We start from the raw sequence: 12,700 nt of genomic DNA, 5'->3' as shown, positions 1-12,700 counted from the left end.
GCTATAGCCCAAACCGCTTGCTCAACCACGCCGCTACGGCGACTTCACCGTGATGACCAATGCGCTCAGCGCCTTTTATACGCTCAAATAGTTCAGGGTGTGCGTTAGCCATCACCTGCGCCTCGCCTGCTAAATTAAGCATTTCGATATCGTTAAGATTATCGCCAAACGCCAGGCAATCTGCGGGCGTTAAGCCCAGCCGCTCAAGTAGCGCCGCAAGCGCCACGCCTTTATTAACGCCCCCGGCCATAATCTCTAACGCATTGGTTGTCGAATAAGTAATGTGCAGGTCGGCGCCATGTTGCTCCAATGCCAAGGCCTCTAGCTGCGCTAGCGCCTTCGGGTCACCTAAATAAAGCACTTTCCCTACGCCGCTAGCCTCCATCTCTTCCGGCGGCACGACCTCATAGGTAAAGCCCGTTGAGGCGTGCAACGACAGTAAATGCGGCGCTTCAGCATCCACATGCCAGCCATTTTCACGGTAGAGACTAAGCCGCACTTGGGGCGGACGCGGTAGCTGAATCAGCGCTTGGGCATGGGCAGGCGCAAGATGGGTAGCATTCAGCAGGCTACCTTCAGGGTCGTGGGTATAAGCCCCGTTAGTGCTGATTAAATGAGCGGGAATTTTCAATTGATCACGAAATACCCGCATATCATGGTAATGACGACCCGAGGCCAGCGCGACATGATGCCCTTGTTCCGCTAGCGCGCGCAGCACGTCAATCGTGCGTTGGTGCAGCCGGTGGTCGCTGCCTAACAGCGTTCCATCAAGGTCGGAAACAATCAGCCGCGGTGTCATAAGCGCTCCTCGTTAACCAATAGATCAGCAGCCCTGAGTAAACCTCAGCTTAACCGATTCAACGAAGCACGGGTAAGTCATTGACCTGCCGTTGAGCAACCAACTTCCCCGCAGTGGGTAATTGGCGCAGCCAGTGGGAATCCGTATAGTGTCAGCCTACTCTCGCCAACTGATTGAGCACATGCTTCAAAACAACTCCCTGCTTGCCCAGCTCAAGCAACAGATTCGTCAAACCACCCCACGCGCCGAAGGGGTGATCAAAGCCACCGATAAAGGGTTTGGGTTTCTAGAAACCGACGACGGTGAATCCTATTTCGTGCCACCGCCCGCCATGAAGCAAGTGCTTCACGGTGATCGCGTGGAAGCGGTCATCCACGAGAACGGTGATAAAAAGTCCGTTGAGCCGGAAAAGCTGATTGAAGCGGGTCTGGATCGGTTTGTTGCCCGTGTGCAGAAGCGCGAAGGCCGTCTTGCCGTAGTACCCGATCATCCCTCGATTAAAAACGTTCTCAAATCGCGCATTAAGAACAGCCTTGATGAAGCCACCATTGCAGATGGCGACTGGGTGGTAGCGCGTCTGGTACGTCATCCACTGAAAACCGACGACCGCGCATTTTTTGCCCAAATTGATGAGCTGGTCGCCAAGAGCGATGACCCCGCCGTGCCGTGGCGCGTTACCTTGGCTCGCCATGCGCTGGAGCAAGAGTGCCCCGATGCGGGCACCGAGTGGCCCTTAATCGATGAAGGCCTTACCCGCGAAGACTTAACCGCGACCCCGTTCTTTACGGTCGATGGTGAAAAAACCCGCGATATGGATGATGCGCTGCACATCTCCCAGCGCGCCGAAGGCGGTTGGCAGCTAAGCGTAGCGATTGCCGACCCCACCGCTTATGTGGAAGAGGGCCATGCGGCGGATTTAGAAGCCCGCACCCGCGCTTTCACCGTTTACCTGCCCGGCCAAAACGTCACCATGCTGCCGGAGCAGTTAGCGGATGATCTCTGCTCACTGTGGGAAGGTCAGGAGCGCCCTGCCCTCGCCTGTACGCTGGACATTAACGCCGACGGCAGCCTGGGCGATTACCGCTTCTTCGCGGCGAATGTAAAATCCCATGCCAAACTCGCCTACGACCACGTTTCTGACTGGATCGAGAGTCAAGGCGATTGGGCACCTGCTGATAACATTGCCGAGCAGCTCACTGCCCTGCGTGATTTAACCGAGGCGCGTACCGCTTGGCGTAATGAACACGCGCTGGTATTTAAAGACCGCCCCGACTACGTGTTTGATCTCGATCCCGCCGGTAACGTACTGGCAGTGCGCACCGAAGAGCGCCGCATAGCCAACCGCATGATCGAAGAGTCGATGATTGTGGCTAACGCCTGCTGCGCGGATTTCCTGGCACAGCATATCGGTCACGGTATCTTTAACGTACATCGCGCGTTTGAGCCGGAAAAAGCCGAGGCCGCCCAGGAGTTCCTGGCAGGTCAAGAGATTGTGGTTGAGCGCGAAGCGCTGACCGAGCTTGCCCGCTACACCGAGCTGAAGCGCGCCCTGGAAAGCCGCGATGACGCTTGGCTAGATGCACGCCTGCGCCGTTTCCAAGGCTTTACCAGCATGTCAGCCCAGCCTGGCCCGCACTTTGGTTTAGGGTTACCCGCCTACGCCACATGGACATCGCCGATTCGTAAGTATGGCGATATGGTCAACCACCGCCTGATCAAACGCGTACTGAAAGGCGAACAGGCCCCGGCTGAAGCGACCCAGCAGCTCACTGAGCAGCTCACGGAGCGCCGCCGCCTGAACCGTATGGCCGAGCGCGACGTGAAAGATTGGCTTTACGTGCGTTACCTAACGCCTGCCGCACAGAACCAAGACACTTTTGAAGCCGAAATTATGGCCATCAACCGTGGCGGCATGCGGGTACGGCTGATTGAAAATGGCGCGACAGCGTTTGTACCTGCGCCCTTAATGCACAGTGACCGCAGCAAAGTGGTGATTGATGATAAAGAGGGTCGTATCCAGATTGAAGGCGAAGAGCGTTACAAGCTTGGCGACCCGCTTCGCGTGGTGCTCACCGAAGCTCGTGAAGAGACCCGCTCGCTGGTAGCGAAACCGACCGCGGGTGATTCCTAGTAAGCAAAGGCTTTACAGAAAAGTAAAAGGGGCAGCGATGACGCTGCCCCTTTTTTGTGGCGCGGTTTGGTAAATAGCGCGTGGCCGCTAAAGGTTAAAAGAGCGCTTCTTTTCGCTCACTGATTAAGGGCCAGCCAGCGTCTTTTTCAGACACCACCGTGGGCGGAAGTGGCCAATTGATCGCGAGACGTTCGTCGTTATAGCGCAAGCCACGTTCCGCCTCAGGATGATAGGCCGCCGATACCAGATAGCTGACTTCAACATCATCGGTCAGCGTCTGAAAAGAGTGCGCAAAGCCTGGCGGCACATAAAGCTGGTGGCGGTTGGTATCGGTTAACTCAAATAGCTGATGCTGTAAATACGTTGCCGAATCCTTTCTAATATCCACGATAACATCAACAATCGCGCCTTTAAGGCAGCGTACCAGCTTGGCTTCGGCATGCGGCTGCCGCTGGTAATGCAGCCCCCGTAACGTTCCACGCTGGGCAGAAAAGGAGGTGTTTTGCTGCACAAAATTACTTAGTAAGCCTTGGCGCTCAAACTCGACACGACACATGGTACGTGCAAAAAAACCGCGCTCATCCCCTCGTGGCTCAAGCTCAATCAGCCTGGCATCCTCAAGATTCGTTTGATGAAAAAGCATGATTTACTCCGTGGGGGTAGCAGCGGTCGCAGGCATCGGTGCCGGGGCAAACATGGCCTCCTGCTCGGCATATAGGCGATCAATCAGGCGCCCTGGTGGTATTCGCACATCATCAAAGGTCAGCGCCGCATCTTTTTCAATCTGACCTACCACCTGACAGCCCAGCGCTATCCCGATAGGCAACAGCCGCTCTCTGCGTATTACCTCAATGTTTTCCGCCACTCCATAGACCTCAAAACCACCTAGCTCTTGAATGCTCTCGCCCTCCTGCAAGGGTTTCTTGGCTATGGCGATGACGCCCACGCTTGGGCCACCTAAAGGTGTTAACACGGGATCTCGAAACAGTACGGCGCGGGCAATTGAGGTGGGCACTTCGAAATGACACAAATGATAAGGCGTTGTAAAGCAGTAATAAGGCCCCTTACCCATCTTATAGAGCTCAAGGTAATGGCGCTGGCGAGGACTTTCTATCATCCCCAACACAAACACGCCCGGCCCTGGCTGCGCCCCTACCACGTAGTCAACCAACCCCGGCCCCTCTGGGCGTAGATAAGGTTCAAATGCTGACACGGTTTGTTCGATGGGCACTAGCGTTCCACCCGGCACGCCGCCAGAAAAATCAGGGCCAAGCATACCGCGCTGCGCTACTCGCATGCCGGTGCCGTTTGCCACAATCGTCTGTTCGAAGGATATCTTGGTGCCGTCAGCAAACGAGGCTACCATGGCGGGCTTTTGTCCCCAGCGTTTGGCAAAGCTTTCCTGGGTAGCCGGGTTGCGATAAGGGTCATGCAGACCTTTAATATTGCCGCATAGCACGGGTTCCACGCCCAAGCCAGCGACGAACCGATAAAGGTTCATCTGCACACCTGGCTGGTCACCATCGGCAAAGCTGTAAATAACGCCTGCCGCATCGGCTTTTACTTTCAAAATAGGGCCAACCGTACCATCGAGTTCTGCATTCATTTGAATGACATCTTTGCCACTCTCCAGCGCTGCCATCACCACATGCGCCGCGAACTCTAGTGAGCCGGTAACTTCAATGATCGCATCCAGCCCTTCTGCACGAGCCATTGCAACGGCATCCTCAGTCACCACCGCCTGCCCAGCCGCAATCGCTGCTTCAATCGCCTGCTGGGAATCACAGGCCACTGGCCTAACGTCGGTTTGCTGAAAGACGTTAACGGCAGCCTCCAAGTGACGATTGGCAATGGCGCAAAGGCGTATTCCAGGTGTTGCGGTCATGATTTGAAGGCCGATACCGCTGGCTTGAAACCCGGCCCCGACTAACCCTACGCGAATGGGATTACCTTGTGCCTCTCGTTTGGCAAGCGCTGTATCAACAATAATCATCGATGGTTCAATCCTTCCAGAGCTTCCAAGGGGCGCCTTTTGCCCAGGCGGACTCAAGCACCATTCTGTCTCTCAGCGTATCCATGCTTTGCCAGTAACCGTTGTGATGAAAATATCCCAATTTGCCCAGCTCGATCATCCGGTTCATGGGGCCGTTTTCCCAAACGGTTTGGCTATCGTCGATCATCTCAAACACTTCTGGGTTGCACACAAAGAAGCCGCCATTGATCAGCCCGCCATCAATTTCTCCCTTTTCGCGAAACCCTTCTACTTGGCTATTACCTTCCTTCAAGCGCAGCGCCCCGTAACGGCCTGGCTGCGTTACCGCCGTCAGCGTGCACCAATTCTTTGAGGCTAAATGTGAATCGATCAGCGCATTGATATTCAGGTCACTTAAGCCATCGCCGTAGGTTAGACAAAAGGGTTCATCTGCCAGATAAGGCATGGCCTTTTTGAGCCGTCCACCGGTCATGGCATCATCCCCGGTATCCAACACGGTGACTTTCCAGTCATCATTCATGCTTTCGAGCCAGTCGACGCTGCCTGTTTTCAAGTCGATGGTGTAATCGGTGCGGTTACCGCGATAATTAAGAAAATAGTCGCGAATGTACTCCACCTTATAGCCACCCAACACAACAAATTCCTTCAAGCCGTGGTGTGCATACATTTTCATGATGTGCCAAAGGATCGGCCGCCCCCCCACCTCGACCATGGGCTTGGGTCGAATCGAGGTTTCTTCACTCAAACGCGTGCCATACCCACCGGCAAAAATGGCGACTTTCATGGCCTCGCCTCCGTTAAAGGTGTCGAAATAACATGTTCATTTGAAGGTAGAGAGGTAGAATTCGCTTTAGGGCGAATTTGCCAACGCAGGTTTTCGGATAGACGCCCAGAGGTGATATGTGCCTGTAACGCATGCAATCGCATGTAGTGTGAAGCTCTGAACTGGGCATCAGAAAACGCCATACTCTTGAGCCCATCAACCAACCCTACGATCGAATCTTGCAGTGTCATTTGTGGCTGATGATTGGGCGCTAATGTAGCGAATAAACTAAAATCCACCTGGTAGGAACGGCTGTCTGCTGGCGCTTGGGTATTAATGCTCAACGTGGTACCAGGGATTGCCTGGGCAACCGCCGTCGCCAAGTCGCGTACTTGATGATTGCGCGCGTTAGAGCCAGTATTGATCTTGAGTAGGCGGCCACCATTTTCAGGTTTGCGCTGCACCGCCCAGTCGATGGCCCTGGCCATATCCGCCACATCAATCAAGGGCCGCCAAGGCGTACCATCGCTCAGCACGGTAATGTGCCGCTGGCTCAGCGCACAGGCGACGAAATCATTAAGCACCAGATCCAGGCGTAACCGTTCAGACATTCCACACGCCGTCGCAAAACGTAAACTGGTCACCACCATGTCGCCGTCGATGCTTGCCAGCGCGTTCTCAGCGGCAATTTTCGAGCGGGCATAGGCGGTAACCGGTGCCACCGGATCTTCTTCACAGCGCGGAGCGCCCAGTGCGACGCCATAAATACTGCAGCTAGAAGCAAACACGAAGTTTTCTACCCCCGCCTGCGCTGCTGCTTGCGCCATCTTCAGCGTTGCTTGATGGTTGACGTCATCGGTCACTGCGGCAAAACGGTCGCCCATAGGATCATTAGAAATCGCCGCCAGCTGAATCACCGCCGTATAGCCTACAAAAAAACCGGCGGGAATATTCCTGACGTCGCCTAGAAACTGTTGATCCAAGTACCGCTCGGGAAGAAGCTCAGCCCCGGTTAAGCAATGCGCAAAATACGCATTGTCATAGCCATGAAGAGTGGCGTCGGGATGACGTACGGCTAGCTCTCGCACCAAAGCGGCACCCACATAGCCCATATTCCCCACGATTAAGATTTTCACGATTACCACCTCACCCTTGCGATTAATGGGTTAAACCGACCTATGAACCTACTTTCAGCCCCACGCCGCCTTGATGACTTTCATCCGCTTTTTCTGTAGGAGGGTGCTCTACCAGTCGCATCGTGGTTATCATTTTCTCATTAGGCGTGTCCGCCACTTCTGGCTCGGGAAAAAACCATATACTTTCGATTATTCCCCGCAAAACGATGCCAGATTTATTAAGCTCACCTTTTAATAAGAGCGTAAAAAAAAGGCGAGATGCTCGGAAAAACTCAGAAATCATTCCATAGCGAGAAAAGGTAAAACGGTAATACTTGCGAGAAATAAAGAGCTTGTTGCGAATAAAGTATCGATACAACTTTAAGCGCCCAGGGTTGCTTTCAGTCAATATACTGATCGGCCCGTCTTCTTGTCGCAAATGGTTCACTTTACTCAAACCCACTAAATAACCAGGCGTTTTTTGGGTAATGCGGAGCGTGAACTCGGTATCTTCTCCCCATATAAACATTGCTGTGATAGGCAAACCATATTGCGCTAATACAGCCCGAGGCAGGAGAATTGAAACGAACGTGGAACGCTGAACAGCGACCATGCCCAGTTCAAGCATGTCAGGCCAGTTGCGATAACCAATACGGTTTTTTAAGGTGCTGATAGCCGGCGTATTGGTCGCAAGCCCGGTCTCTGTTAATGCTTGAGAAATAAGAAAAGCCGCTTTGCTTTTTTTCTTTTTCAGCGCTTTATCGGCCTTCATTAAATGATGAAGCGCATCCTTTTCGGGTATGACATCATCATCCATAGCCCAAATAAAGTCGGCACCCTTCTGGTATGCAAGACGCAAGCCCGCATTGTAGCCCCCCGAAGCTCCGATATTATCCTTCAACACACTGACAATGAGGCCGGGATACTCAGTCTTCAATAGCATTTTCTCAGTATCGTCAGTACTAGCATTATCAATAACGATGACACAATCACATGGTCGGGTCTGGGAGTAGACCGCATCAAGGCATCGCGTCAGCAGATCCTTCCGGTTATATGTAAGGATTACCGCGAATACTTTAATCATAAGACACGCCCCAGAAAAGCAATTATTCTCGTAGTAATGATCGACCGATCAAACTGATCGGCAGCTACTTATTAAAAATAAAAATTAATTTTTATTAACTCGTTAGCTTCGACTTTATCTTTCAGTAATAATCAGATGCGTAAACAAGCAGCGCTGCCTAAAAAATACAATAAGAAACTAAAAAACACTAAAAGTTACAATAAAAATAAGCGTTATGCTTTTTACTGTCAATAATTAAGACGGATTAACTATCTAATCGGCAGTACTATTTTTTCCATCCAATAACGCTATCTAAAACAGCAGTTTTCCAATTCCCCCTTATTATTCATTGCTTTATTTCCTCTTGCGACGCCAATAGCTTCTTATAAAGCAACTAAAAAAGTGGCAATAGACCCCAGGTGCATCTTCCAAGCTGTCGCCGAATTGACTTATTTCTCCCTTATGGTGAATTGGCGACACTTTCAGAATTTGGAGGTTAGCTTGCACATCGCAGATGTGACGATGTTTTATGCCCCCGCCAGCGGCGGCGTACGCACCTATTTACAAGCCAAACACCGCGTCTTAGCACGTATCCCCCACCTACGTACCAGCTTACTGGTACCGGGAGCAGAGCGGGACAGCCTTGGCGACCACCACACGTTGCCAGCGTTACACCTTCCCTTGGGTCAGGGGTATCGATTCCCACTGCGAGGGGCTCGTTGGCGCGACACATTGGTAGATCTTAAGCCTGATCTTATTGAGGCAGGCGACCCTTATGTAACGGCTTGGGCGGCCCTCGCTGCGGGCCAAAAACTTGGCGTGCCGGTCGTTGGGTTTTACCACTCAGACCTTCCACGCTTAATGGGAGATCGTTTTGGCCGCCGTGTTGAGAAACGCTTAACGCGCTATGTGAGGGATCTCTACTGCCGGTTTGATAGCGTGCTAGCTCCCTGCAACGCCATGGCGAACCGGCTAAGAGAATGGGGCGTCGATAACGTTCGCGTACAGCCCTTAGGCGTCGATTTAGACCATTTCCACCCGCAGAAGCGCGACCCTTGCTTCCGCCAAGGCATGGGCATACCCAGGGATAAAAAACTGCTTATTTTTGTGGGTCGCAATTCCCGTGAGAAAAACATTGATGTGCTGCTTGCAACGATGCGCCAGCTCGGTCGCGATTACCATTTATTATTGATGGGGCCAGGCATGCCTCATCAGGTACCCAATAATGTCACTGTCGTTAACCGCTGCTGCGGCGCGCATGACGTGGCCAAAGCGCTGGCGAGTAGCGATGCCCTGCTGCACGCGGGCACTCGGGAAACGTTCGGCTTAATCGCTCAAGAAGCGATGGCCAGCGGCATACCGATCGTCGCTGCCAGAGCCGGTGCATTAGCAGAAAATGTTCCACTGGGCGCCGGTATTCTATGTCGTCCTCTCGATCCCACGGCTATGGCCGAGGCTTGTACGGCACTGTTCAGTAACGACGCCGCGGCTAGTGGACGATATGCACGCCATTTTGTCGAACGTCAGTTCAGTTGGGATAGCGTTATCCAGTCGCTACTTGAGCACTATATCGACCTTTGCAAAATTGAACGGCCCAATGCCCTCGCCCACCGCTACTAAATCACAACAGCTGCTACGTTTTAGACCGTTGCACGGCCTGCTGCTGCTTGGAGCACTTTTGGCCCCGCTGGTACTTACCGCCTGGTTAGGCGGCAGTGAGGCGCTGCAGCGTATTCAACATTTCCCATTCGAATTATTGCTCTTAATGCTGCTACTAGCATTTCTATGTTGGAACTTGAACGCAGCAAGGCTGAGGCTAATGCTGAGTGGCCGTGCAGGGCGACTCAGCCAACGTGGTGCGCTGGGCATCGAACTGGCGTCTAAGTTTGCGCTATGCGCCACTCCAGGCGGAAGTGGTGGCGCTGCCACCCTGCTCATACTCCTATCAGGACGAGGCTTTCCGCCTGCCAAAGGGGCAGCCATCTTCCTGATTGATCAAGGCTGTGATTTGCTGTTTTTCCTTACCATGCTGAGCGGTTTGCTGCTCTTTTCACTGGTTAGCGACTCACAGTGGCCACACCAGTCACTCATACAGTGGGCGCTTATCGGTTTAGCGTTTCTAGCGACGCTAGTCACTATTGTGATGCGCTACTTACCCAAATTGCTGCGTACACGCGGCGTTACAACCGTTTGGCCAAACCGTTATCAACGGCGCTGGCTGGCACGCCGTTTATTACGGTGCCGACAGGCGCTCACGGTGACGCTTGCACTTCCACGCATAACGCTGCTCGCGATGATGTTGCTCACCGCCGCACATTGGCTCATGCGCTATAGTTTGCTCTATATAGCAGTGCTAGGCGTAGGCGGACAAGCTGATTGGATATGGACGTTTTTAACCCAAATGCTGGCCATGGCAGCTAGCCAGCTTAGCTTTCTGCCCGGCGGCGCGGGTGCCGCCGAAGTAGGCGTGGGTGGTTTGTTACTGCCGCTGATGGAGCGCGAGCAGGCCGCGGCGGCCGTCTTGGTGTGGCGGTTGGTGAGCTATCATCTTTATTTGGCGGTGGGAGCACTGCCATTTATTCTATACAGCTACCGGATGCTGCGCAGAAAACCCGGCGATACAACAGCAAAACGTTAATCGAGCACCAACGAATAAGGGCGCCCCGAGAGGCGCCCTTATCGCGTGCGAGTAGAGGTCAGAGCTTACCAGCCAGTGACTTCTTTCAGTGCATCGCCGATTTCAGCCAAAGAACGCACGGTTTTAACACCGGCATCTTCAAGGGCAGCAAACTTCTCATCCGCAGTACCTTTACCGCCAGAGATGATTGCGCCCGCATGGCCCATACGCTTGCCGGGAGGTGCAGTGACACCGGCAATGTAGGAAACCACCGGCTTGGAAACGTTGGCTTTAATGTAAGCCGCGGCTTCTTCTTCGGCGGTACCGCCGATTTCGCCGATCATCACGATCGCTTCGGTTTTCGGGTCCTTCTCAAACATCTCTAGGATGTCGATGAAGTTGGAACCCGGGATCGGGTCACCGCCGATACCGACACAGGTAGACTGGCCGAAACCGTGGTCAGTGGTCTGCTTAACGGCTTCGTAGGTCAGGGTACCAGAGCGGGAAACAATACCAACGCGGCCCGGCTGGTGAATGTGACCCGGCATGATGCCGATTTTGCACTCACCGGGAGTAATTACGCCCGGGCAGTTCGGGCCGATCAGGCGTACGCCCAGCTCGTCGCATTTTACTTTCGCGTCGAGCATGTCGAGGGTCGCGATGCCTTCGGTGATGCACACGATCAGCTTGATGCCAGCGTTAGCGGCTTCAAGGATCGAGTCTTTGCAGAACGGTGCCGGTACGTAGATCACGCTGGCTTCCGCGCCGGTTTTCTCAACCGCTTCTTTCACGGTGTTGAAAACGGGCAGGCCCAGGTGCGTCTGGCCGCCTTTGCCCGGCGTAACACCACCAACCATCTGCGTGCCATAGGCAATCGCCTGCTCGGAGTGGAACGTGCCCTGGCCACCGGTAAAACCTTGGCAGATGACCTTGGTGTTCTTATCGATCAGGATGCTCATTACTTGCCCTCCGCTGCTTTAACAACCTGCTGAGCCGCGTCGGTCAGACTGGTAGCAGCGATGATGTTCAGACCGCTAGACGCCAGTTTTTCAGCGCCCAATTCAGCGTTGTTACCTTCCAGGCGAACGACCACTGGGACGTTAACGCCCACTTGCTCAACGGCACCGATGATGCCTTCAGCAATCATGTCGCAACGAACGATACCGCCGAAGATATTCACCAAAACGGCTTTAACGTTGTCGTCAGACAGGATGATCTTGAACGCTTCGGCTACGCGCTCTTTGGTCGCGCCGCCGCCAACGTCCAGGAAGTTAGCGGGCTTGCCGCCACTCAGGTTAACGATGTCCATGGTGCCCATGGCCAGGCCTGCGCCGTTAACCATGCAACCGATGTTACCGTCGAGGGCTACGTAGTTAAGTTCCCACTTAGCGGCGTCGGCTTCACGCTGATCTTCCTGGGAAGGATCGCGCATGGCCTGTAGGTCCGGATGACGGTACAGAGCGTTGCTATCGAGGCCCAGTTTGGCATCCAGGCAGTGCAGGTTGCCTTCGTCGGTAATAACAAGCGGGTTGATTTCCAGCAGGGCTAAGTCTTTTTCATGGAACAGCTTGGACAGACCCAGGAAAATCTTGGTGAACTGTTTGATCTGGTCGCCTTGCAGACCCAGAGCAAATGCCAGTTCACGCGCTTGGTAGGGCTGAGCGCCGACCAGCGGGTCAATCTCAGCTTTCAGAATTTTTTCCGGCGTCTCTTCAGCAACCGTCTCGATTTCCACACCACCTTCGGTAGAGGCCATAAAGACCACACGGCGGGTAGTACGATCGACCACCGCACCGAGGTAGAGCTCATCGGCGATGTCGGTACAGGTCTCAACCAAAATCTTGGCAACCGGCTGACCTTTTTCGTCAGTCTGGAACGTCACCAAGTTTTTACCCAGCCACTGCTCGGCAAACGCTTTCGCTTCAGCTGGATCTTTAATCAGCTTAACGCCGCCCGCTTTACCACGGCCACCGGCGTGAACTTGGGCTTTAACCACCCACATATCACCGCCGATTTTTTTACACGCTTCTTCCGCTTCTTCGGGAGTGTCCACGGCAAAGCCTTTGGACACTGGCAGACCATAATCAGCAAACAGCTGTTTGCCTTGATACTCGTGAAGGTTCATCGATTCATGCCATTGGTTGCATGTGACTCGAACGATGACCAGTGACTTCTAGAGAACTGGCCATCCCCGTTCTTTTGATCCCTGCATTTCACTA

The 12,700-nt window shown here is 53.6% G+C and carries 11 protein-coding genes; 3 read left to right on the top strand and 8 right to left on the bottom strand.

What is annotated here, in order from left to right; translation table 11 throughout:
* Window position 1: 1 nt before the first annotated feature.
* Window positions 2-799, bottom strand: coding sequence for a Cof-type HAD-IIB family hydrolase (locus LG301_RS04330; RefSeq protein WP_404473764.1), 798 nt, complete (start codon window positions 797-799; stop codon window positions 2-4).
* Window positions 800-980: 181 nt separating this feature from the next.
* Here LG301_RS04330 and LG301_RS04325 point away from each other — a divergent pair, with 181 nt between their 5' ends.
* On the top strand, window positions 981-2,930 hold the full coding sequence (locus LG301_RS04325) for an exoribonuclease II (protein WP_404475168.1): 1,950 nt from the start codon (window positions 981-983) through the stop codon (window positions 2,928-2,930).
* A gap of 94 nt (window positions 2,931-3,024) precedes the next feature.
* Here the strand turns inward: LG301_RS04325 and rfbC are convergent, their stop codons facing one another.
* From rfbC to LG301_RS04300, 5 genes are read right to left on the bottom strand one after another with little or no spacing between them, the layout of a single operon-like run.
* Window positions 3,025-3,573, bottom strand: a complete 549-nt coding sequence (gene rfbC, locus LG301_RS04320) for a dTDP-4-dehydrorhamnose 3,5-epimerase (protein WP_404473762.1) — start codon at window positions 3,571-3,573, stop codon at window positions 3,025-3,027.
* A 3-nt stretch (window positions 3,574-3,576) separates the two neighbouring features.
* A complete protein-coding gene (locus tag LG301_RS04315; RefSeq protein ID WP_404473760.1) occupies window positions 3,577-4,923 on the bottom strand; it encodes an NAD(P)H-dependent oxidoreductase in 1,347 nt (448 codons plus the stop codon).
* Between the two features lie 7 nt (window positions 4,924-4,930).
* Entirely contained in the window at window positions 4,931-5,707 is a 777-nt protein-coding gene (gene rfbF, locus LG301_RS04310; RefSeq protein ID WP_404473758.1) for a glucose-1-phosphate cytidylyltransferase, read from the bottom strand.
* Window positions 5,704-6,822 (bottom strand): NAD-dependent epimerase/dehydratase family protein, encoded by a 1,119-nt coding sequence (locus LG301_RS04305; RefSeq protein ID WP_404473756.1) that lies wholly within the window; start codon window positions 6,820-6,822, stop codon window positions 5,704-5,706. The genes rfbF and LG301_RS04305 overlap by 4 nt, the downstream gene beginning before the upstream one ends.
* 40 nt (window positions 6,823-6,862) lie before the next feature.
* Window positions 6,863-7,885: a glycosyltransferase family 2 protein gene (locus LG301_RS04300; RefSeq protein ID WP_404473754.1), complete on the bottom strand. Its 1,023-nt coding sequence runs from the start codon at window positions 7,883-7,885 to the stop codon at window positions 6,863-6,865.
* A gap of 480 nt (window positions 7,886-8,365) precedes the next feature.
* On the opposite strand from LG301_RS04300, the gene LG301_RS04295 reads away from it, so the two are divergent.
* Window positions 8,366-9,484: a glycosyltransferase family 4 protein gene (locus tag LG301_RS04295; RefSeq protein ID WP_404473752.1), complete on the top strand. Its 1,119-nt coding sequence runs from the start codon at window positions 8,366-8,368 to the stop codon at window positions 9,482-9,484.
* Window positions 9,462-10,502, top strand: coding sequence for a YbhN family protein (locus LG301_RS04290; RefSeq protein ID WP_404473750.1), 1,041 nt, complete (start codon window positions 9,462-9,464; stop codon window positions 10,500-10,502). The genes LG301_RS04295 and LG301_RS04290 overlap by 23 nt, the downstream gene beginning before the upstream one ends.
* Before the next feature lie 65 nt (window positions 10,503-10,567).
* Here the strand turns inward: LG301_RS04290 and sucD are convergent, their stop codons facing one another.
* Together sucD and sucC are read right to left on the bottom strand one after the other, a co-directional pair.
* Window positions 10,568-11,440, bottom strand: a complete 873-nt coding sequence (gene sucD, locus LG301_RS04285) for a succinate--CoA ligase subunit alpha (RefSeq protein WP_263065657.1) — start codon at window positions 11,438-11,440, stop codon at window positions 10,568-10,570.
* Complete coding sequence (sucC, locus tag LG301_RS04280) at window positions 11,440-12,606, bottom strand: ADP-forming succinate--CoA ligase subunit beta (RefSeq protein ID WP_404473748.1); 1,167 nt, start codon at window positions 12,604-12,606, stop codon at window positions 11,440-11,442. Before sucC ends, sucD begins: the two co-directional genes overlap by 1 nt.
* Window positions 12,607-12,700 lie beyond the last annotated feature (94 nt).

Origin of the sequence: Vreelandella venusta (assembly GCF_044809155.1) — a bacterium.
Classification (GTDB): Bacteria; Pseudomonadota; Gammaproteobacteria; order Pseudomonadales; family Halomonadaceae; genus Vreelandella; species Vreelandella venusta_B.
This window is presented reverse-complemented; position numbering and strand designations above follow the sequence as displayed.